21 protein-coding genes are annotated in these 19,745 nt (G+C 60.7%); 11 read left to right on the plus strand and 10 right to left on the minus strand.

What is annotated here, in order from left to right; genetic code table 11:
• Window positions 1-73: 73 nt before the first annotated feature.
• Both ACR0IK_RS10475 and ahcY read left to right on the plus strand, forming a co-directional pair.
• Window positions 74-388 (plus strand): hypothetical protein, encoded by a 315-nt coding sequence (locus tag ACR0IK_RS10475; RefSeq protein ID WP_480641434.1) that lies wholly within the window; start codon window positions 74-76, stop codon window positions 386-388.
• 101 nt (window positions 389-489) lie between these two features.
• Window positions 490-1,878, plus strand: a complete 1,389-nt coding sequence (ahcY, locus tag ACR0IK_RS10480) for an adenosylhomocysteinase (RefSeq protein WP_480592033.1) — start codon at window positions 490-492, stop codon at window positions 1,876-1,878.
• A 57-nt stretch (window positions 1,879-1,935) separates the two neighbouring features.
• On the opposite strand, the gene ACR0IK_RS10485 is transcribed toward ahcY, so the two are convergent.
• Complete coding sequence (locus ACR0IK_RS10485) at window positions 1,936-2,583, minus strand: DUF899 family protein (RefSeq protein ID WP_480641435.1); 648 nt, start codon at window positions 2,581-2,583, stop codon at window positions 1,936-1,938.
• A gap of 198 nt (window positions 2,584-2,781) precedes the next feature.
• Between ACR0IK_RS10485 and ACR0IK_RS10490 the strand changes: the two genes are divergently transcribed.
• Window positions 2,782-3,123 carry a DUF2853 family protein gene (locus ACR0IK_RS10490; protein WP_480641436.1) on the plus strand — a complete coding sequence of 114 codons (342 nt, stop codon included), beginning with the start codon at window positions 2,782-2,784 and terminating at the stop codon, window positions 3,121-3,123.
• Between the two features lie 224 nt (window positions 3,124-3,347).
• Here ACR0IK_RS10490 and ACR0IK_RS10495 read toward each other — a convergent pair whose 3' ends face one another.
• The 4 genes from ACR0IK_RS10495 to tsaD are packed head-to-tail and all read right to left on the minus strand — an operon-like array spanning window position 3,348 to window position 6,097.
• On the minus strand, window positions 3,348-3,770 hold the full coding sequence (locus ACR0IK_RS10495; protein WP_480641437.1) for an EVE domain-containing protein: 423 nt from the start codon (window positions 3,768-3,770) through the stop codon (window positions 3,348-3,350).
• Window positions 3,770-4,039, minus strand: a complete 270-nt coding sequence (locus ACR0IK_RS10500; protein ID WP_480641438.1) for a YciI family protein — start codon at window positions 4,037-4,039, stop codon at window positions 3,770-3,772. Before ACR0IK_RS10500 ends, ACR0IK_RS10495 begins: the two co-directional genes overlap by 1 nt.
• Before the next feature lies 1 nt (window position 4,040).
• Entirely contained in the window at window positions 4,041-5,003 is a 963-nt protein-coding gene (locus ACR0IK_RS10505) for an NAD(P)H-dependent glycerol-3-phosphate dehydrogenase (RefSeq protein ID WP_480641439.1), read from the minus strand.
• Window positions 5,000-6,097: a tRNA (adenosine(37)-N6)-threonylcarbamoyltransferase complex transferase subunit TsaD gene (gene tsaD, locus ACR0IK_RS10510; RefSeq protein WP_480641440.1), complete on the minus strand. Its 1,098-nt coding sequence runs from the start codon at window positions 6,095-6,097 to the stop codon at window positions 5,000-5,002. The genes ACR0IK_RS10505 and tsaD overlap by 4 nt, the downstream gene beginning before the upstream one ends.
• An 85-nt stretch (window positions 6,098-6,182) precedes the next feature.
• Between tsaD and ACR0IK_RS10515 the strand changes: the two genes are divergently transcribed.
• From ACR0IK_RS10515 to ACR0IK_RS10525, 3 genes are read left to right on the plus strand one after another with little or no spacing between them, the layout of a single operon-like run.
• A complete protein-coding gene (locus ACR0IK_RS10515) occupies window positions 6,183-6,908 on the plus strand; it encodes a uroporphyrinogen-III synthase (RefSeq protein ID WP_480641441.1) in 726 nt (241 codons plus the stop codon).
• A gap of 54 nt (window positions 6,909-6,962) precedes the next feature.
• Window positions 6,963-8,222 carry a COG4223 family protein gene (locus ACR0IK_RS10520; RefSeq protein WP_480641442.1) on the plus strand — a complete coding sequence of 420 codons (1,260 nt, stop codon included), beginning with the start codon at window positions 6,963-6,965 and terminating at the stop codon, window positions 8,220-8,222.
• 10 nt (window positions 8,223-8,232) lie between these two features.
• Window positions 8,233-9,765, plus strand: a complete 1,533-nt coding sequence (locus ACR0IK_RS10525; RefSeq protein ID WP_480641443.1) for a heme biosynthesis HemY N-terminal domain-containing protein — start codon at window positions 8,233-8,235, stop codon at window positions 9,763-9,765.
• Here the strand turns inward: ACR0IK_RS10525 and ACR0IK_RS10530 are convergent.
• Genes ACR0IK_RS10530 through ACR0IK_RS10540 form a run of 3 tightly spaced genes read right to left on the minus strand, consistent with a single transcriptional unit; the run spans window position 9,762 to window position 12,848 of the window.
• A complete protein-coding gene (locus ACR0IK_RS10530; protein WP_480641444.1) occupies window positions 9,762-10,796 on the minus strand; it encodes an ABC transporter substrate-binding protein in 1,035 nt (344 codons plus the stop codon). The genes ACR0IK_RS10525 and ACR0IK_RS10530 overlap by 4 nt on opposite strands.
• A complete protein-coding gene (locus tag ACR0IK_RS10535; RefSeq protein WP_480641445.1) occupies window positions 10,793-12,184 on the minus strand; it encodes a sensor histidine kinase N-terminal domain-containing protein in 1,392 nt (463 codons plus the stop codon). The genes ACR0IK_RS10530 and ACR0IK_RS10535 overlap by 4 nt, the downstream gene beginning before the upstream one ends.
• Window positions 12,177-12,848 carry a response regulator transcription factor gene (locus tag ACR0IK_RS10540; RefSeq protein ID WP_480641446.1) on the minus strand — a complete coding sequence of 224 codons (672 nt, stop codon included), beginning with the start codon at window positions 12,846-12,848 and terminating at the stop codon, window positions 12,177-12,179. The genes ACR0IK_RS10535 and ACR0IK_RS10540 overlap by 8 nt, the downstream gene beginning before the upstream one ends.
• A gap of 147 nt (window positions 12,849-12,995) precedes the next feature.
• Between ACR0IK_RS10540 and ACR0IK_RS10545 the strand changes: the two genes are divergently transcribed.
• The 4 genes from ACR0IK_RS10545 (at window position 12,996) to ACR0IK_RS10560 (ending at window position 16,581) form a co-directional block, all read left to right on the plus strand.
• On the plus strand, window positions 12,996-13,964 hold the full coding sequence (locus tag ACR0IK_RS10545; RefSeq protein WP_480592063.1) for a Bug family tripartite tricarboxylate transporter substrate binding protein: 969 nt from the start codon (window positions 12,996-12,998) through the stop codon (window positions 13,962-13,964).
• Window positions 13,965-14,034: 70 nt separating this feature from the next.
• On the plus strand, window positions 14,035-14,466 hold the full coding sequence (locus tag ACR0IK_RS10550) for a tripartite tricarboxylate transporter TctB family protein (RefSeq protein ID WP_480592065.1): 432 nt from the start codon (window positions 14,035-14,037) through the stop codon (window positions 14,464-14,466).
• A gap of 10 nt (window positions 14,467-14,476) precedes the next feature.
• Window positions 14,477-16,015, plus strand: coding sequence for a tripartite tricarboxylate transporter permease (locus tag ACR0IK_RS10555; protein ID WP_480592066.1), 1,539 nt, complete (start codon window positions 14,477-14,479; stop codon window positions 16,013-16,015).
• Window positions 16,016-16,128: 113 nt separating this feature from the next.
• Window positions 16,129-16,581, plus strand: coding sequence for an SRPBCC family protein (locus ACR0IK_RS10560; RefSeq protein WP_480592068.1), 453 nt, complete (start codon window positions 16,129-16,131; stop codon window positions 16,579-16,581).
• A 20-nt stretch (window positions 16,582-16,601) separates the two neighbouring features.
• On the opposite strand, the gene ACR0IK_RS10565 is transcribed toward ACR0IK_RS10560, so the two are convergent.
• Entirely contained in the window at window positions 16,602-17,471 is an 870-nt protein-coding gene (locus ACR0IK_RS10565) for an amidohydrolase family protein (RefSeq protein ID WP_480641447.1), read from the minus strand.
• Window positions 17,468-18,469, minus strand: a complete 1,002-nt coding sequence (locus ACR0IK_RS10570) for an ester cyclase (protein ID WP_480641448.1) — start codon at window positions 18,467-18,469, stop codon at window positions 17,468-17,470. The genes ACR0IK_RS10565 and ACR0IK_RS10570 overlap by 4 nt, the downstream gene beginning before the upstream one ends.
• Window positions 18,470-18,630: 161 nt before the next feature.
• Between ACR0IK_RS10570 and ACR0IK_RS10575 the strand changes: the two genes are divergently transcribed.
• Window positions 18,631-19,704 (plus strand): ABC transporter ATP-binding protein, encoded by a 1,074-nt coding sequence (locus ACR0IK_RS10575; RefSeq protein WP_480592075.1) that lies wholly within the window; start codon window positions 18,631-18,633, stop codon window positions 19,702-19,704.
• The last annotated feature ends 41 nt before the right edge of the window (window positions 19,705-19,745 follow it).

Consider the following 19,745-nt stretch of genomic DNA (forward strand, 5'->3'; position numbering starts at 1 on the left):
TGTGCTGAGGGGGGCGCATGCTCCTCCTGGTGTGCCCCTCTCGGAACGTAACTCGTATCGAAAGGAGCTAGCTATGTTTAAGCGACTGTTTGGAATCACCATGGCCTTTGGAATGGCCGCCACTGCCCCACCCGCATTTGCCCAAAGTTGTGCACAGCGCGAGCACGTGATCGCCAAGCTGCAGGACAGCTATTCAGAAGAGCTGGTCTTTGGCGGATTGCAGAAAACACGCGGTGCGCAGACGATCATGGAGGTCTGGACCTCGAAGGAAACCGGAAGCTACACGGTTCTGGTGACTCAGGCGAACGGCATTAGTTGTATTGTCGCCGTTGGCACAGATTTTTTTGAAGCGATCCCGAAGATTAAGCTAAAGGGTCAACCCAGCTGAATTGAACGGCGGAATACCCCGTTTCCGGCCAATAACGTTGCCACCTGCCCCAAGGAATGCTAGGGGCAGCCGGAACGTGATTTACCTCAATGGAGCACCTGATGGCCGGGGACTATATCGTTAAAGACATTTCATTGGCCGGGTTCGGCCGCAAAGAGCTGGATATTGCTGAAACCGAAATGCCAGGTCTGATGTCCCTGCGCGCGGAATATGGCGAGAGCAAGCCGCTGAAAGGCGCACGGATCGTCGGCTCGCTGCACATGACCATCCAGACAGCTGTGCTGATCGAAACACTGGTTGCGCTGGGCGCGGATGTGCGCTGGGCGTCGTGCAACATTTTCTCGACGCAGGACCATGCCGCCGCCGCGATTGCCGAGGCAGGCATCCCCGTCTTCGCCATCAAAGGCCAGACGCTGGAAGAGCACTGGGATTACCTGGACAAATCCTTCCTGTTCGACGAAGGCCCGAACATGATTCTGGACGATGGCGGCGACGCGACGCTGTACATCCTGCTGGGCGCACGCGCCGAAGCGGGTGAAGACATCATCCCGGTTCCCGGTTCGGAAGAGGAAGAGGTCATCAAGGCCCAGATCGCCAAGCGCATGGCAGCAAGCCCTGGCTGGTTCACCAAGATGCGTGATCAGATTCAGGGCGTGTCCGAGGAAACGACCACCGGCGTGAACCGCCTGTATCAGTTGGTCAAAGACGGTCACCTGCCGTTCCCGGCAATTAACGTGAACGACTCGGTCACCAAGTCGAAATTCGACAACAAATACGGCTGTAAAGAATCACTGGTCGACGGTATCCGCCGCGCCACTGATACCATGATGGCCGGCAAGGTTGCAGTGGTTTGCGGCTACGGCGACGTAGGCAAAGGTTCGGCCGCATCGCTGCGCGGCGCTGGTGCCCGTGTGAAAGTGACCGAAGTTGACCCGATCTGCGCCTTGCAGGCTGCGATGGACGGGTTCGAAGTTACCCTGCTGGAAGACGAAGTCGCCAGCGCGGATATCTTCATCACCACCACCGGCAACAAGGACGTGATCCGCATCGACCATATGCGCGCGATGAAGGACATGGCTATCGTCGGCAACATCGGCCACTTTGACAACGAGATTCAGGTGGCCAGCCTGAAGAATCACAAGTGGACCAACATCAAAGAACAGGTGGACATGATCGAGCTGCCTTCGGGCAACCGCATCATCCTGCTGTCCGAAGGCCGTCTGCTGAACCTCGGCAACGCCACCGGTCACCCATCCTTTGTGATGTCGGCCTCGTTCACCAACCAGGTTCTGGCGCAGATCGAACTGTTCACCAAGGGTGACGAGTACGAAAATAAGGTCTACATCCTGCCCAAGCATCTGGATGAGAAAGTGGCCCGCCTGCATCTGGACCGCATCGGTGTCAAACTGACCAAGATGGACAACGAGCAGGCCGCTTACATCGGCGTGAAGCCTGAAGGCCCGTACAAGCCCGAGCATTATCGTTACTGATTTCCGTTTCTGTCGGAAATGAAACGGCGGCCGGTCGGCCGCCGTTTTCTTTTGCAGTCAGCGTAGCGATGGTATGAAGTCACCTCGGCCCTGCGGAGTGAAATCCAGTATGTTCCACAGGGGCCAGGCCGCATCCACATGCCGCGGATGCCATTCGCTGGGCTCAAAAAACAGCTCAGAACTCCAGAAATGAGTGATACTGCCCTGATCGCGTTGAAAGATACTCAGGATCGGTAATTGGCTTCCGTCCTCAGCCTGGGCCAGATAGTCGTGCTGATAGTCTGTACCAAGTGCGGAATAGAGCGGCAGATCGCTCCATCCCATCTTGGTTTTGAGACCAACCAGTTTATCCGGTGTGTTCTGAGCCACTACTGCAAAGGCAATATTCTGGGAAATATGCGTCATTTGCCCATTCAACCCATCCAGGAAGGCTGAGCACATGGGACAGGGCGACTGTGCTTCCGGACCATACATGAGGGAGTAGATGGCCAGCGTATCATGAGAACCGAACAGAGAAGACAATTTTACAGGCTCACCCCGTTCTGAACTGAAAGTATAGTCCTGCGGAACCTCCCCTCCTTTGGGAAGGCTGCGCCGCAGGTTTGCGACGTTCTCGACACTGGCTCTTAGTTCGGTTTCTGCCTTCAGCAAGGTGTTTCGGGCAGCTCTGTATTGCGGGTTCTCATTTGGTAGCGACACGGGCATTTTGTCCTCCTGATTCCAAGTGGCAACGTTATTTAACTTAATTGTTAAATAATGTCGTGCGAAAATCAAGCCGAGGATGTACCGCGTGATTTTTGGGGGGAATGCTGGAGAATTTTCCCTTTGTGCTATTTTTCGCACCCGTTACCGTGTTCGCGGCGCTGGTGTAGCCAGAAACCAATATTGAACCAGGAGATGACAATGGGAAAACGCGACGAGTTGATCGCCAAATACGCTGCAGATCTGAAAGAAAAATGCGGGATGGACGCTGATATGGACCTGCTGACCAAGGTTACCATCGGCTGTGGTCCGGCGATCTATGACGCCGACGCGTCAACCGTTGCGGCCACGCAAGAAGGCGAGCTTGAGACGGTCAAGAACAACTTCCTCATCAAGAAACTGGGCTTGGCTGATGGGCCCGAACTGATGGAAGCCATAAATAAAGTGCTGGAAACCTATGGCATGTCCGAGCGCAACAAACACCGCGCCGTGGTCTATTACATGCTGACCAAGCATTTCGGCAAAGAAGCCGTCTACGGCTAAACTGTTCATTTTCAATTGAAACGCCCGCCTCCCCATCGGCGGGCGTTTCGTATTTGAGCTATTCTTTAAAGACTTGGTATTTGAAATGCTTGCTGAAACCCGGCTAGGGTCAAAGTGTGACCAGGACGGTCAGAACCAGAGATTTCCATACGCGTGTGGTGAGTAGGGAGCACGCGGGGGTAGGGAAGGTTCTGCATCCGTCAGAGCCTTCCCTTTTTTCTTGATCAGCCCGCTTGCGTGTCGCTCAGGGCACAGATTACCTGCCATTCCGCCTCGCTGACCGGTTGAACCGAAAGGCGCGAATTCTTCACCAGCACCATCTCGGCCAGGCGCTCATCTGCTTTGATCTGGTCCAGAGTCACCGGCGTTGTGAACGGTCGCACCGCCTTGATGTCCACGCATTCCCAGCGTTCGTCCTCGGTGGTGCTGTCGGGATGGGCCTCGGCGCAGACCTCGACGATACCGACGATCGCCTTGTCCTTTTGCGAGTGGTAAAAGAACCCGCGATCGCCAACCGCCATCTGCCGCATGAAATTGCGCGCCTGATAGTTACGCACGCCGTCCCATTCTTCACCCGCATCCCCTTTGGCAACCTGCTGGTCCCAGCTCCAGGTCGACGGCTCGGATTTGAACAGCCAGTACGCCATCAGCCGATCACTTTCTTCCAGGGGATCAGGTCGACGGAATCGAACAGCCCCGCCTTGGCATAGGGATCGTTTTCGGCCCAGGTTTCGGCGGCCGACATGCCTTCGACCTCCAATATCACCAGAGAGCCGATCATCGCGTCTCCGTCCAGCAACGGACCGGCCTGAGAAACAACACCGGTTTCCTCGATATAGGCCAAATGGGCGGCGCGTTTGTCCAGCCGGGTTTGCAGGGCGCCGTCCTTGTCACGGGCGATGAGAGCAATCAGCATGTTATTCCTCCTTGAGGGGGCGGTTGAGCAGGGTTTCGATGGCTTGCGCCACACTGTAGGCGCCGTGGCTCAGGTCTGCCACCGTGGCGCTGATAGGCATGTCCAACCCTTCTTTCGCGGCGATCTTGGACATGGCGCGGGCCGTGGCGACACCTTCGACGGTCGTATGGCTGTCAAAGGGGCGATTCAGACCCAAACTCAGGCCAAAACGGTAATTTCGGGACAGTTCGGACGAGCAGGTCAGTACCAGATCCCCCAACCCTGACAGGCCCATCAACGTATCGGGTCGCGCACCACGCATCAGGGCGAACCGCTGCATTTCGGCGAACCCGCGGGTCATCAGGGCGGCGCGGGCACTGTCACCAAGGCCCGCCCCGATGGTGGCCCCGCACCCGATGGCCATGACGTTTTTCAACGCGCCGCCCAGTTCGGCCCCAACGACATCGGTTGTGCGATAAAGGCGCAGGTTGGCCGTGGTCAACTCGTGCTGCAGGTTCTGGCTCAGGGCGTCATCGGCGCAGGCCAGGGTCAGTGCCGTGGGTAGGCCTCGCGCGATGTCATCGGCAAAGCTGGGCCCGGTCAGAAGAGCGGGTTGCGCGTCCGGGATGGTTTCACGGATCACGGAAATGGGCCCGAGGCCCGTGGACAATTCAATCCCCTTGCAGCAGGCGACCAGCGTTTTTCCGGCCAGCGCCGAAGCGTGTTCGGTTAATGCTGCGCGCAATTTCTGCATGGGAACCGAAACAAGCAGCATCTGGCTGTCAGCGGCCTTAGCGATATCAGAGGTGACCGAGACACCTTCAGGCAAAATCACATTGGGCAGCCGCGCAGCGTTCTCGCGGATGGTTTGCATCAGATTGGCCTGATCCGCATTCCGCGCCCACAGGGTTACCGGCCCGTTTCCTGCCAGCGAAATTGCCAACGCCGTTCCAAAAGCCCCTGATCCCAGAACAGAAACACTCATGCCTTTGCGCCTTTCTTGCCGCTGCCCAACATGGCGGGGCTGGTTTGGTCCAAGGGCCAGCGGGGCCGGGCCGTCAGGTCCAGACCATCGCGGGCGCCCGTGCGAAACCGCTCCAACCCGGCATAGGCGATCATGGCCGCGTTGTCAGTGCATAGGGAGAGAGGCGGGGCGGTAAAACACGCCCCTCTCTCGCTGCAAACAGTCTCTAACGCGGCCCGAATGGCGGAGTTAGCGGCCACGCCGCCCGCCACGGCAATCACCGGGTTTGAAGGGTTTTCCTCCAGATAACGATCCATTGCGCGGCGGGTTTTCTCGGCCAGAGTATCCACGATGGCTTGTTGGAACCCGGCGCACAGATCAGCGCGGTCCTGACGGGTCAGGCCGCCCTTCTCGGCGACGATCTGGTCCCGCATCCGCATCAGCGCGGTTTTGAGTCCGGAAAATGAGAGGTCACATCCGGGCCGGTCCAGCAGCGGCCGGGGAAAGCGGAACCGTTTGGGATCGCCAGACCGCGCTTCGGTCTCGACCGAAGGACCGCCGGGTTGCGGTAGGCCCAAAAGGCGCGCGGTTTTGTCGAAGGCCTCGCCCGGTGCATCGTCAATGGTGCCGCCCAGGCGGGTGAACTGCTCCGGCCCGTGGGCGATCAAATACTGGCAATGCCCGCCCGATACCAGCAGCATCAGGTAAGGGAACGCGATCCCGTCTGTCAGGCGCGGCGTCAGGGCGTGGCCTGCCAGATGGTTTACCCCGATCAACGGCAGGCCGGTTGCGGCGCTCAAGCCCTTGGCGCACATGACGCCGGACATAACGCCGCCGATCAGGCCCGGCCCGGCGGTCACCGCGATGGCGTCCATATCAGCCAAAGTCAGACCCGCGGCCTCCAGCGCCTGAACCACGCATATATCCAGTTTTTCCGCATGGGCACGGGCAGCGATCTCGGGGACCACACCGCCAAAGGCACTGTGCAACTCGGTCTGTCCATGCACGATGGATGACAGCACTTCAGCCCCGGCGCCGTCGGATTGGCGCACGACGGCGGCGGCCGTGTCGTCACAGCTGCTTTCCAGTCCGAGGACGGTAAGTGTTTGCACCATTGGCTCGATCCGCTACACCTTGATTGCCAAGCGGGGTATCACCCTGCGCGGACGCAAACAATCCCAAGGCGGAAGGCGCCGACTGTTGTATTTGCTGATGACCCGCCCGCGTGCTGCCTCTGAACGATTCGTTGCGCAGCTGCCGACCCGCACCAGATCCCGGGTCCAGGTCATCTATTCCCCGATCCTCGAAATCAGACCTCTGCCGGTCAAAGTGAACACGCAGGGTTTTCAGGGGTTGATCTTTACCTCGGCCAATGCGGTGAATGCCGCCGTGTCCCTTGGCCTGGCACGGGACATGCCCGCCTTCTGTGTCGGCCCTGCGACGACGGGTACAGCAAAAGTGGCCGGATGGGACGCGCAGATGGTCGGCACAACCGCCGAGGAACTGGTGGCCTATCTGTTGAAACACCGGCCGGACAGTCCGCTGTTGCATCTGCGCGGCGAGCACAGCCGGGGCAATATAGCCACCCGCCTGACCGAGTCGGGTCTGACCGTGCGCGAACAGCCCGTCTATCTGCAGCGCCTGTTACCGCTGACACCCGAGGCTGCCGCGACCGCCGGCGGAGATACACCGGTGATTGCGCCCCTCTTTTCACCCAGAACGGCGCGACAATTTGCCGATATCTGGACCGGTACGGCACCCTTGTGGCTCGTCGCAATCAGCGAAGCGACAGCGGAACCCCTTTATTCCTTGGACTATGCGCACCTGAAGATCGCCAAGGAGCCGACCCCGAAGACAATGCAGAAAGCTGTTAAAAAGCTTGTGAAACATGCGATGCGGGTTGAGGGCAGCGAGACCACCGATTAACCTAGAGTGGCCTGTTATTCATGTGAAATTGGATTCGATAAGGGGAATGTTGCGGTGGCTCGTAAGAAAAAAACCGATCAAAAGCCAGTGGAAGACCCCAAGTCGGACGAAGCGGTTGAAACTGTTTCCACCCAGGACGATGCGTCTGTTGACGCGGCTGAGCCGGTAGAAGAGGTCCTTTCCGAAGCCGAAGCCGAAGCCGAAGCCGAAGCCGAAGCCGAAGCCGAAGCCGAAGCCGAAGCCGAAGCCGAAGCCGAAGCCGAAGCCGAAGCCGAAGCGGCCGTCGAGCCGGTTGCGGAAGAGCCCGTTGCGACGGTGGCAGAAAAACCCGCCGAACCTGAACAGGAAAAACGCGGCGGCTTTGTGCCAGCCCTGCTTGGCGGTGTACTTGCGGCCGGGATCGGTTTTGCGGCAGGCAGCGCGGGATTTTTCGGGTCAGGCGAATCTGATGGCCTAGCGGCGCTTGAGGCGAAACTCAATGATCAGTCCAGCCAGATCGAGGCACTTACGAAATCGCTGGCCGACAGTTCAGACACTTCGGAAGTGGACAGCAAAATCGCCGCCCTGACAGATCAGATAACGCCACTCAGCGCGGAACTAAACGCGGTTAAATCCGGCCTCGACGGGCTTGCGGGTAAGATCGACCCTCTGGCCGGCCGCCTGAGCGATCTGGAAAGCAGTGCGCTGACGCAAGGTGCATCGCCCGAAGTGTCAGCCGCTTTTGAGGCCGAGTTGAAGAAACTGCAGGATTCGCTGGCCGCGCAACGCGCCGAGGTCGAGAAAATGGTCTCGGACGCGCAGGCGCTCGAGGCGCAGGCCGCTGCCAAGGCGCAGGCGGCAACCAATGCATCGATCCTGTCTCAGGTGCACAGCCAATTGGACGCGGGTCAGCCTTATGAAAGTCTGGTTGCCGAGTTGGCAGCCGGTGGTGTGACCGTACCAGAGGCACTGACGGCCCCGGCAAAAGAAGGCGTTGCCTCCCTGGCCGCGCTGCGGGAGTCTTTCACGCCCGCAGCCCGCACTGCCCTTGCAGATGCGCGGGATGCGGACAAGACCACGGGTCTGGTCGCGTTTCTGCAACGCCAGACCGGCGCGCGTTCGGTCACTCCGCAAGAGGGCGATAGCCCCGACGCGGTGCTGTCGCGGGCCGAGGCTGCTCTGGCGGGCGGCGATGTCGCTGCGGCGTTGAGCGAACTAAAGTCCCTGCCCGAGGCGGCAAAGGCGGCACTGGCCGGTTGGGAACAGGCGGCCCAGACCCGTGAGGCCGCCGTGGATGCCGCAAATGCGCTGCAATCCAGCGTAAACTCGAACTGAAGGACCTGCCATGCTGTGGTCATTGTTAAAGATCCTTGTTTTTGTAGCGATTATCGGCCTGCTGGCCATAGGCGCCATGTTCCTGATGGAAACCAGTGGCGGCGTGCAGATCACGGCGTGGGGTCAGGAATTCACCTTGGGGCCGCTGCAATCGGTGATCGCGCTGGGCGTGCTGGTTGTTTTGATATGGGTGTTCTTCAAACTGCTGACGCTGCTGATCGCGACACTGAAATTCCTCAACGGGGATGAAACCGCCCTGTCGCGTTACTTCGACCGCAACCGCGAGAAGCGGGGCTATCAGGCGCTGTCCGATGGTTTGATGGCGCTGGCCTCGGGCGAGGGGCGCGTGGCGATGAACAAGGCGTACAAGGCCGAGAAGCTGCTGAACAAGCCGGAATTGACCAATCTTCTGGTCGCGCAGGCGGCCGAAATGAACGGCGATACCAAAAAGGCGTCAGATACCTACAAGAAGCTGGTCACCAACAACGCCACCCGCTTTGTCGGGGTGCGCGGCATCATGAAACAGAAACTGGCCGAAGGCGATGATGACACCGCCCGTAAGCTGGCCGAAAAGGCGCTGGCGATCAAACCGCGCCATGCCGAGACGCAGGATATCCTGCTGGGTCTGCAGACAAAATCGCAGGACTGGACCGGCGCGCGTTCGACCCTGACCGCCAAGCTGAAGGCCGGTCATCTGCCGCGCGACGTGTTCAAGCGCCGCGATGCGGTGCTGGCCTTGTCCGAAGCCAAGGATATTCTGGCCGAGGGTGCCACCGTAGAACAGCAGGAACACGCGATTGAGGCCAACCGCCTGTCGCCCGATCTGGTGCCGGCCGCCGCGATGGCCGCACGCGCTTATATCAAAAAGGGCAAGCCGCGCGCCGCCACCAAGATCCTGAAAAAGGCGTGGGAGGTGCATCCGCATCCCGATCTGGCCCATGCCTTTGCCGAGATTGCACCGGATGAAACGCCGGAGGCGCGGATCAAACGCTTTGCGGCGTTGACCCGCATTCACCCGGAAAACCCGGAAACCCGCCTGATCGTGGCCGAGTTGAACATCGTCGCCGAGGATTTCCCCGAAGCCCGCCGGGCGCTGGGAGATGTGGTGGAAAAACAGGCCGATGCGCGCGCTTACACCCTGATGGCGGCGATTGAACGGGGCGAGGGTGCCTCGGACGCCGTGGTGCAGGGCTGGTTGGCCAAGGCGCTGAACGCGCCGCGTGGGCCGCAATGGGTTTGCGACAACTGCCATGACATTCAGGCCGAATGGGGCCCGGTCTGTCAGAACTGCCACAGCTTTGACACGCTCAGCTGGCAGACCCCGCGAACGCCCGAGATCGCAACGGCCACCGGCGTTCACATGCTGCCGCTGATTGTCGGCGCGCTTGAGGACAAACAGGAGCCCGAACCCGAGCCCGAAATCGAAGAAGTCGAAGAGATAGTCGAGCCCGAGGTTATCGAGATGGAGGCGGAACCTGTCCGGCCCGATGTCGAACCGGCGGTCAATGCCGAGGGAGAGCCGGTGGTCGAGAAACAGGCCTAGCGCGCGGTTTCCACGTCAAAGGCATCGTTCCACAGTTTGAACAGCTCTGCCCGGCGGTTCTGGTCCCGTGCGACCAGCAGCGCCGGGGACAGTGCAATAAAACGGCGGGCACTGGGTGTCAGGCCGGTTTCGGCCGCATCCATCTGGGCAACAAGGCCCGAGGCCGCCAGCAGGCTTTGCGCCTCGGGAGACAGCAGAAAATCCAGAAACCCGGTTGCGGCGTCCTTGTTGCCCGCCTGCGCCGGGATCATCAAGGCGCGGGACAGGACCAGCGTGTAGTCTTCGGGCAGGATCACTCCCACGCCCGGCGCATGGGCATTGGCCACATAGGATCCCAGAACGTTATAGGCGATAAGGAACCGGCCCTCGGCCACGTCGCGAATAATCTCGGACGAACAGCAGGTGGCCACGGCATCGATGCGGGCAAACCCCTCGATCAGAGAGCCAAAGGTTGTAGCCTCGAGGCTGTCACCATAGGCGAACAAATACCCAAGGCCCGAGGCGGCGATGTCATAAGTCGCCACCCGGCCCCGCAGCAGTTCGGGCTGCGTGCGCATCGCGTCCAGCAGGGCAAAGCGATTGCGAGGGACGTGCTGGTCGTCCAGGAGGACTTTGTTATAGGCGATGACGGCGGGTTCGGTGGTGATGCCCCAAAGCTCATCGCGCCAGCGCCGCGCGTCCGACAGCGCCTCGGTCCGGGGCGAGCGGTAGCGGTGGGCACAGGCGGAATTGACCAGCCACACCATCTGCTGAATCGCCGAAGAAAACACCACATCGGCGGGAGCCTGACCGCCCTTGCAGACGGTGCGACTGTGCTGGAACAGCGCGTTCGAGCCCCATTGCTCGTAGGTGATCACCAGGTCGGGATTCAGCTCGACGAACCGTTCCAGAACCGGAGCGATGATGGCGATATCGGTGGTTGACCGGATCAGCATCGGGTCGTCTCCACCGCCGAAGCTGGCCGTGGCTTCCTGCGCGCGCAGAGTGCCGGGCAGAGCAAACAGAAGGCAGAACAACAGGACGCGGATCATTCTATTCCCCTTGTGGCCGGAAAATTGAGTGCCGCGCGAAATCCAGTTTCGTCGCGGACCATCTCAACCGTGCCGCCAAAAGCCTCGGCGGTAGATTTCACGATGGACAGGCCCAGCCCGCTGCTGTCCTCGCCCGAGCCGGTGGTGCGGTTGAACCGATCTCCGACGTGATCGGCGATGGGCGTGGCGGGGCCGGGGCCGTGATCGCGGACCCACAGAACGGCGTGGTTGCCCTCCTGCTTCGCGCCAATGCTGACCGGCGGTTCACCGTGCCGCAATGCGTTGCCCAGCAGGTTCTTGGCCGCCTCGCCAAGGGAAAAGGCATCGGCATTCACCAGCACCGGGGTTTCTCCGATTTCCAGCCGAACCTCAACGCCCGGCGCAACCAGTTCGTGATCGCTCTGTTCCAGCACATCCAGCGCCACCTCGCGCAGATCAACGGGGCGGCGGGGTGCGCTGTCGATGCGGTGGATCACCATGGCGCGGGACAGCAGCTGATCCAGCAAAGTGCCCAGTGACCGCGTGCGTCTTAGCAACCGATCCAATGCCCGCGCGCGGGCCGGGGGGTCGGGGTCGTCCTGCGCGATCTCGGCCTGTACTCGGATCGCAGCGACGGGTGTGCGCAGTTGATGCGCGGTGTCGGCGATCAGGTTGCGCATCGTCTCCACTTGCCGGTCCAATCGCCCCATGAACCGGTTCATCGCGGTCAGCATCACCTGCAGCTCACGCGGCAACCCGGCGCTGGCCATCGGTGTGAGGTCATGCGGATCGCGGCGGGTGAGGTCTTCGGACAGCGCCTCGAGCGGGCGCAGGGCGGAACGGGTAACAAACCACGACATGACCAGCAGCAAAATACCCGCGACGGCCATAGGCAGCAGCGCGTCGCGCATCAGCCCGGCGGTCATGGACTGGCGTGCGCGCAGGGTCTGGCCGACCAGCACCTCAACCTCGCCCGAGAAATCCCGTTCGGCAAACAGGCGGGCGACACGGACAAAGCGCGCGGGTTCTCCGTTCAGGTCGGCGGTGAAGTAGAAGGGTGCGGTGCCGGGTTGCTGTGGTACCTCGATCACCGTGTCGCGGTCCAGCCCGGTGATGAACGGACCACCGGGCACCTGCACCGCATAGAATATCCGGTCATCCGGGGCCTGCGCCAGCAGTTGAAAGGCCGAGACCGGCAGATCCACAAACGGCTCGCCATCCTGTATGCGCACGGATTCTGCAATGTCGCTGGCTGCGCCCAGCAGCAGGCGGTCATAAGCCTGCCGCGCCGCCAATCGTCCATTGGCCCAGATCGACAGCGCCACAAGGCAGCCGCCGAGTATCAGGATCAGCATCACCGCGCTTAGAACACGGGCGGTCAGACTGTGGGGCAAGAGCAGTCTAGCCATCCAGACCGATCCGATAGCCCACTCCGCGCTGGGTGGTGATGCCGACTGCGCTGCCGGTGAATTTCTTCCGCAGGCGCGCGATATACAGCTCGATCGCGTTCTCGCCTACATCTGCGTCTTCGAACCCGTAAAGCGAGTCATACAGCCGCGTTTTCGATAGATACTGCCCCTCGTGCCGGATCAGTTCGTCCAGCACGGCGGCCTCGCGTGCGGTCAGGTTCAGGCGCTTTCCGTCCAGCGTGGCGCTGCGATCCTTGGGGGCGTAGATCAGTGGACCCAGCGTGATCTGTTCGCTCTTGCGGTTAGCGTCCCGGCGGACGAGAGCGCGCAGCCGCGCTTCCAACTCGCGCTGATCAAATGGTTTGCCCAGATAGTCGTCGGCGCCTTTGTCCAAGGCGGCCACGCGATCCTCGACCGAGGTCAGCGCGGTCAGCATCAGCACTGGGGTGCGGTCGCCTGAGGCTCGGATCTTGCCGAGGAAGTTCAGGCCGGACCCGTCGGGCAAGTTAATGTCCAGCAGCATGGCATCATAGCTTTGTACCGCACGGAAATCGCAGGCGGATTCCACGGTGGTTGCCAGATCACACACCACGCCGGAGCGGGCCAGATGGGCCACGACACCCTCGGCCAGATCCTCTGCATCCTCAATCATCAAAACGCGCATGACCCCTCCCAAAGCCGGACGCAGGAACCGTGACAGGTTCGTGACAGCATTATTCGGTAAACAGATACGACCTGCAAGGACACGCGCCTGCGGGGATCGGTTTCGGCCGCTGAAATGTGGCCCAAAAAGACCAAGGAGGAGACACGAATGAAACTGTTTGGAACCAGTGGCGCAATTGCAGCTGCTGTCTTTGCCCTGTCCGGCGTGGCCGCCAGCGCACAGGAATGTATCGCCCCGGCCAACCCCGGCGGTGGCTGGGATTTCACCTGCCGTCAGGTGGGTAAGTCGCTGCAGGATCTGGGCCTGATCGACCAGACCATGCAGGTGGTGAACCTTGCCGGTGGCGGCGGTGGCGTGGCCTTTGCCGAAGTGGTGAACAAGCGCGGCGAAGATAACGAGCTGATCGTTGCGGCCAGCGCGGCCACTGCGACCCGCCTGGCGCAGGGGGCCTATCCGGGCAACACCATGGAACAGGTGCGCTGGCTTGCCGCCATCGGGGCCGACTATGGCGTGATTGCCGTAGCCGCTGACAGCGCGGTCAACACGTTGCCGGAACTGCTGGACCAGATCAAGGCGGACCCGGCTTCGGTGTCGGTTGCGGGCGGGTCCGCGGTGGGCGGATGGGACCACCTGAAGGTTCTGATCGCAGCCAATGCCTATGGCATCGACGATGTGCGCTCGGTCAAATACATCGCCTTTGACGGCGGTGGCGAGGCTGTGACCCAGCTGCTGGCCGGATCGGTTCAGGCGTTCACCGGCGATATCTCCGAGGCCAAAGGTTTCGTCGACTCCGGTGACATCAAGGTGATCGCGGTGCTGGCCCCCGAACGCCTGCCCGGTGAATTCGCGGATTTCCCGACCGCCAAGGAGCAGGGCGTTGACGCCATCGGTGCCAACTGGCGTGGGTTCTACGCTCCTGGCGGTATGACCGACGAGGCCTATGGCGATTGGGTCGGCAAGATCGGTGACCTCTATGCCTCGGACGAATGGAAACAGGTGATGGCTGCCAACGGTCTCGCCCCGCTGGACCTGCAGGGCGCGGCCTTCCAGGACTTTGTCGCGGAATCCGTGGGTCAGATCCAGACCATCTCGAAAGAGATCGGGATCATCAAATAACCACTCACAGCGATCCGGGCACCCAGCCGTGCCCGGATCGACCCATTTACCCGAACAATAGGAGACACCGATGAGTGACCGTATCTTCGGGGTCGTCGGACTGCTACTCGCCATCGGATTTGCTTTTTCCGCATTGGCGATCGAGGAGAGCTTTCTGTCCGATGCCGTCGGACCCAAAGCCTTCCCCCTGATCATCGCCGCCATTCTGGGCCTGTCGAGCATCGTCATCGCCCTGCGCCCGGATACCGAGCCCGAATGGCCCACGCTGAGCCGTCTGGTCGAGGTCGGCGCCGCCGTGGTCATGATGATCCTTTACGCTGAACTGCTGCCCGAGCTTGGCTTTGTCATCGCCACCGCATTCGCCGCCACCTATCTGGCCTGGCGTCTGGGGTCCGGCCTGATCGAAAGCGTGCTTGTGGGTGTCGGCACGTCCGTCGGCATCTACGTCATCTTCCATCTGGTTCTGGGCCTTTCGCTGGCCCGCGGCCCGCTGGGGTTCTGAGGAATAGGACATGGAAACTCTTGCATCCCTCGCAGACGGTTTCGCCATCGCGCTGACATGGCAGAACCTGATGCTGGCCCTGCTGGGCTGTTTTCTGGGCACGATCATGGGCGCGCTGCCCGGTCTTGGCCCGTCGAACGGCGTGGCCATCCTGATCCCGCTGGCGTTTACGCTGGGGCTGGGCGCCACTCCCTCGCTGATCCTGCTGACCAGTGTCTATTACGGGGCAATGTACGGGGGGCGTATATCCTCGATCCTGCTAAACATCCCCGGCGACGAGCCCGCGATGATGACCTGCCTCGACGGCCATCCCATGGCCAAGAAGGGTTTGGCGGGCGAAGCTCTGTCGCTGTCCGGCATCGCCTCATTCGTTGGCGCGTTTCTGGCCACATGGGGCCTGATCCTGCTGGCACCGCAGCTGGTCAAGGTTGCCCTGCTGTTCGGCCCGGCCGAGTACTTCGCCCTGTTCGCTTTGGCCTTCATGACGTTGGGTGGCGTGTCCTCGACCAACCAGGCCAAATCGGCCTTTGCCGCCGCGCTGGGTCTTGGCTTGGCGACCATCGGCGTCGACACCCAGACCGGCGTGCCGCGATTTACCTATGGCGAGGTGCATCTGTACGACGGGATCGATTTCCTGGTGGCCATTGTCGGTCTGTTCGCCCTGTCCGAAGTGTTCATCTTTCTTGAACATCGCCACGGAGGGTCGGATGCCGAAGGCCGCAAACTGAACATCGGTCGCCTCTATCCGCCAATGTCGATGGTCAAGAAATGCACGCCGACCATGCTGCGGACCTCTTTCCTTGGCTTCATCGCGGGTGTTCTGCCTGGGGCAGGGGCATCGCTGGGATCGTTCATTTCCTATTCGATGGAGAAACGGCTGGTCGATAAGGAAAACACCTTTGGCACCGGCGATCCCCGTGGCGTGGCCGCACCCGAGGCCGGAAACAACGCGGCCGCCGGTGGTGCCCTGGTGCCGATGCTGGCGCTGGGCGTGCCGGGGTCGGGGACAACGGCTGTTCTGCTGGCGGTGCTTCTGGCGCTGAACATCACGCCGGGACCGCTGCTGTTTACGCAGAACCCGGATGTGGTCTGGGGCCTGATCGCCGCGCTGTTCATTGCCAACTTCATGTTGCTGGCGATGAACATCCCGATGGTTGGCCTGTTCACCCGCGTGCTGATGATCCCCTCGCGCATCCTGATGCCGATCGTGGCGATGGTCAGCTTTGTCGGCATCTACGGCATCTCGGGCTCCAGCTTTGATTTGCTGGTGATGATCGGCTTCGGCGTTATGGGTTGGGTCTTGCGTAAGCTGGACGTGCCTTTGGTGCCCATCATCCTTGGCACACTGCTGGGCAACTCGATGGAGAACAACCTTCGCCGTGCGGTCACCATCGACAATGGCAACTGGTGGACCCTGATCGACAGCCCGCTGTCCATCGCGTTGTGGTCCATCGCCATCATCGGCTTTGTCCTGCCCCTGATCGTGGGGGCCCGGGTCAAGGCCAAGATGCACCAGCGCCGGGATGAAGAAGGCGCGATCAGCGACTGATGAACCATGTGCCGCCGGTCAGGGATCGGCGGCGCCGAAACAGACTCTGGAAAGATGCGGTGGAACCTGTAACTTTGCTGAACAGGGCAAGTCACTGATCAAAGGAAGCGCGCATGGACCTGAGTGATGAAATCCGCATCTCGGCACCACGGGATGTCGTGTACCAGGCTTTGAACAACCCCGAGATTTTGCAGGAATGCATCCCGGGTTGCGAGGAGCTGACCCAGAACGCGCCCGATGAGCTGGCGGCCAAGGTCGTGCTGAAGATCGGGCCGGTCAAGGCAAAATTCGCCGGAGAGGTCACGCTGGACACCTCCAACGCTCCAGACGGGTTTTCCCTGTCCGGCGAAGGTAAGGGCGGGGCGGCAGGCTTTGCCAAAGGTGGGGCCGACGTGACGTTGACCGAAGACGGGGATGAGACGGTGCTGTCCTATACTGCCAAGGTTGATGTCGGCGGCAAGATCGCCCAGTTGGGCAGCCGCCTGATCGCGGGCACCGCGAAAAAGCTGTCGGGCAAGTTTTTCACCCGGTTTGGTGAGATCGTGTCCGAGCAATCGGTGCCCTGACCGTCAGAACATCCTGCCCGTTACATGTGATAAAACTGCTGCGCGGTGCGTCCGAAAACCTGATCATGATGGGCCTCAGAGATGAGTGCTTTGTGTCTGGCGATCAGGTCCGCGTAACTGGATGACAGGATGTCGACCGGAAAGTTCGACCCGAACATGCAGCGTTCAGGCCCGAATTGGTCCAGGCAGTGATCGACGATTGGCCTGACGCTGTCGGTGCTCCAATTGGGATCGAACATGCCGAGGCCCGAGAGTTTGCAGGTGACTTGCGGCAGTGCCGAAAGCGATCGCAGCGCCTTGGCCCAGCCTTCCAGTCCCTGTGTGGACCGGTCATGCGGCGACCCCGCGTGGCACAGCGCCACTTGCGTTGCCGGTGCCTGAGCCAGTACGGCGGCGGTCCGCTCCATCAATTCGGGCAATAGTTGCAGATCAAAGGACAGGCCGCGCTCACCCAGTTGTTTCAGCCCGGTCAGAAACTTTGGATTGTCCAATAGGTCATTTGTGCCCGACAGCTGATCTTCACCCGGGGCGCGACCGATGATCTGGCGCACCCCGCGCAGCGAGGGCCGGGTTTGCAGCCGGTCCAACTCTTGGGTCAGGTCGTCCGCGGTCAGGTCACAAAAGGCGACCTGCACCAGCGGCCATTCGGGATATTGATCGGCGACGGACTGCACCCATTGCGCTTCGGCCCGGGGATCGGCGGCGCCGACCTGAATGTGAACTGAGGCAGTAAACCCGGCGGCCTCGGCATCTTTGCGGAATTCAGGCAGCAGATAGTCGCGCTGAATCGGAGTGGGATCACCAAAGAACCGCACCGCTCCCTTCTCCATGAGCCATGGGTATTCCACCGCTTTCAGGTTCCACAGGTGGTGATGCGCATCGATTCTCATGGCGTTTCAATCCCAGTTGTGCGGGCCAGAATGTCGACGCCCTGCTGTTTCCAGAAGTGCAGAAGGTCGATGAAAATCCAGTTCTCGGCCAGTTTGTCACCCGCGCGGCGATAGATGTCGATCACCCGGAACTCGCCGGGTTTTCCGGTGGCGGGCATGCCCATGAAACCGCCTGTCGGCACGGCGGTGAAGTTAGGCCAGCCGAAGAAGCCGCCGTAATACCCCTCGGCCAGACGGCAGATATGCCTGGTCTTGGAGCGTTCGGTGAATGACGCACGGAATGGGCCGGAATGTTGCTTGGCATACCGTTCGATCGTGTAGGTGGCACCGATCCCTTCGGGGCCCCACCAGATCATGTCGTCATGCCATGTGCGGGCCAACTCGTCTTCAAGCGACAAGCCGCTGTTCCACTGACCAAGGTCCGCGATCATCGCATTGATCGCCGCTAGTGTCTTGCGGCCTTCTTCCTCGGGCTGGTCCTCGGTCAGCAGTCCGTCATGGGTCAGCGGCCCAGGTTGGATCAGATGCGCTGCAGTTTGCGGTGGAAACGGGTTTTGTCCGGCCTGAACCATCAGATGCGGAATGTCGAAATACATCGCCGTTTCGACGATCTTGCCGCCCGTGATCCTGTGAAACTCGCAACAACGCAGAAACACCATCTTGCCGGTGGGGCGAATCCCCAACCATGGCGCATCGAACAGGCCCATCAGATGACCCATCGAAACCACCCAGACATCCGCATCCGGTTCCAGAGAGTTGGTGCCCGCGAAAAAGACATCCTGCCGGCGCTGCATCCGCTTCAGGCTGGTTTTCAGCGGCTGCCAGAACGCCCGTGCGACCGCGTCTGCGCCGGTTATTTCGTCGAACGGATGGAAGCCGCGCCATAAAACATCATCAGCGCAGAACTGCCCAATAACGTCGGGCAGATTCGACCCGTTGGCTGAGTCGAGGGTTTCGAAGAACGAGGACACGAGTGTTTTTTCTTTCTGAAAGCTCACGTTTGTACTGCTTTTCTGATGGTCAACTTCGGATTTAAGCGATTGAGAATCGCTGGTTAGGAACTTTCTTGCATACGTATGCAAAAAAGTCTTGCCAGAAATGATTACTGAAGAATACAGTTTTGCAAACGTATGCAAAGCAAATCCTTGCAGGGGGCACCATGGCGGAAATTCAACTTCGCAACGTCGGCAAACGCTGGGGCAGCTTTGTCGGGGTCCACAATTTCGACCTGACCATCGCGGATCGCGAGTTTCTGGTGCTGCTGGGCCCGTCGGGCTGCGGCAAGACTACCACGATGCGGATGATCGCCGGTCTGGAAGACGTCACCGAGGGCGAGATTCTGGTCGATGGCAAGGTGGTCAACGATCTGGAGCCCAAGGACCGCGACGTGGCGATGGTTTTCCAGAGCTATGCGCTCTACCCGAATATGAACGTCTATGAGAATATCCGATTTCCGCTGAAAGTGCGCGGCATCGACCCATCAACGCATGACGAAAAAGTGCGTCGTGCCAGCGCGATGGTCGAACTGGACGAATTCCTGCACCGCAAGCCTGCCGAACTGTCCGGTGGTCAGCGGCAGCGCGTGGCATTGGCCCGCGCCATCGTCCGTGAACCCAACGTATTCCTGATGGATGAGCCGCTGTCGAACCTCGACGCCAAGCTGCGGGTTTCGACCCGGGCGCAGATCAAGAACCTCAGCCACGAACTGGCGGTGACCACCATCTATGTAACCCACGACCAGATCGAAGCGATGACCCTGGCCGACCGCGTTGTGGTCATGAAAAAAGGTGTGGTTCAGCAGGTCGGCAGCCCGACCGAGATCTATGACCGCCCGGCAAACACCTTTGTCGCCAGCTTCATCGGCTCGCCTGCGATGAACCTGATGGACGGTGAGGTTTCGGGCGGTGTGTTCCGGACAAAGCACGTGGAAATTCCGGTCGATGCCACAGATGGTCCCATGACCCTGGGCTTCCGCGCCGAGGACGCCAGCATTGCCGAAGGGCAGGGCCAGATCACGGCACCGATCTACACACTGGAACTGCTGGGCGACGCGACCATGATCTCGGTCCGGGTCGGTGGTGCGCTTGTATCGGTCAAGGCTGACAAAGCCTTCCGAGCCGAGATCGGCGAGATGGTCTCGTTCTCGGTGCCAACGGAAATCTGTCACCTCTTTGAAGCTGAAAGCGGTGCGCGGATCGGGGAGCAATCCCACAAACAGCCCATTCGGGCATAACACCGGTCCGGACGTCGACGACGGACCGATCCTGACAGGGA

Source organism: Ruegeria sp. BF7 (assembly GCF_056538605.1).

Excerpts from the sequence above, each read along its gene's own strand:
- ACR0IK_RS10560 (WP_480592068.1), top strand. The coding sequence starts at position 16,129 with ATGGACCTGAGTGATGAAATCCGCATCTCGGCACCACGGGATGTCGTG.
- ACR0IK_RS10490 (WP_480641436.1), top strand. The coding sequence starts at position 2,782 with ATGGGAAAACGCGACGAGTTGATCGCCAAATACGCTGCAGATCTGAAA.
- ACR0IK_RS10575 (WP_480592075.1), top strand. The coding sequence starts at position 18,631 with ATGGCGGAAATTCAACTTCGCAACGTCGGCAAACGCTGGGGCAGCTTT.
- ACR0IK_RS10485 (WP_480641435.1), bottom strand. The coding sequence starts at position 2,583 with ATGCCCGTGTCGCTACCAAATGAGAACCCGCAATACAGAGCTGCCCGA.
- ACR0IK_RS10550 (WP_480592065.1), top strand. The coding sequence starts at position 14,035 with ATGAGTGACCGTATCTTCGGGGTCGTCGGACTGCTACTCGCCATCGGA.
- tsaD (WP_480641440.1), bottom strand. The coding sequence starts at position 6,097 with ATGGTGCAAACACTTACCGTCCTCGGACTGGAAAGCAGCTGTGACGAC.
- ACR0IK_RS10475 (WP_480641434.1), top strand. The coding sequence starts at position 74 with ATGTTTAAGCGACTGTTTGGAATCACCATGGCCTTTGGAATGGCCGCC.
- ACR0IK_RS10495 (WP_480641437.1), bottom strand. The coding sequence starts at position 3,770 with ATGGCGTACTGGCTGTTCAAATCCGAGCCGTCGACCTGGAGCTGGGAC.
- ACR0IK_RS10505 (WP_480641439.1), bottom strand. The coding sequence starts at position 5,003 with ATGAGTGTTTCTGTTCTGGGATCAGGGGCTTTTGGAACGGCGTTGGCA.
- ACR0IK_RS10540 (WP_480641446.1), bottom strand. The coding sequence starts at position 12,848 with ATGCGCGTTTTGATGATTGAGGATGCAGAGGATCTGGCCGAGGGTGTC.
- ACR0IK_RS10545 (WP_480592063.1), top strand. The coding sequence starts at position 12,996 with ATGAAACTGTTTGGAACCAGTGGCGCAATTGCAGCTGCTGTCTTTGCC.
- ACR0IK_RS10500 (WP_480641438.1), bottom strand. The coding sequence starts at position 4,039 with ATGCTGATTGCTCTCATCGCCCGTGACAAGGACGGCGCCCTGCAAACC.
- ACR0IK_RS10535 (WP_480641445.1), bottom strand. The coding sequence starts at position 12,184 with ATGGCTAGACTGCTCTTGCCCCACAGTCTGACCGCCCGTGTTCTAAGC.
- ahcY (WP_480592033.1), top strand. The coding sequence starts at position 490 with ATGGCCGGGGACTATATCGTTAAAGACATTTCATTGGCCGGGTTCGGC.
- ACR0IK_RS10555 (WP_480592066.1), top strand. The coding sequence starts at position 14,477 with ATGGAAACTCTTGCATCCCTCGCAGACGGTTTCGCCATCGCGCTGACA.
- ACR0IK_RS10565 (WP_480641447.1), bottom strand. The coding sequence starts at position 17,471 with ATGAGAATCGATGCGCATCACCACCTGTGGAACCTGAAAGCGGTGGAA.
- ACR0IK_RS10525 (WP_480641443.1), top strand. The coding sequence starts at position 8,233 with ATGCTGTGGTCATTGTTAAAGATCCTTGTTTTTGTAGCGATTATCGGC.
- ACR0IK_RS10530 (WP_480641444.1), bottom strand. The coding sequence starts at position 10,796 with ATGATCCGCGTCCTGTTGTTCTGCCTTCTGTTTGCTCTGCCCGGCACT.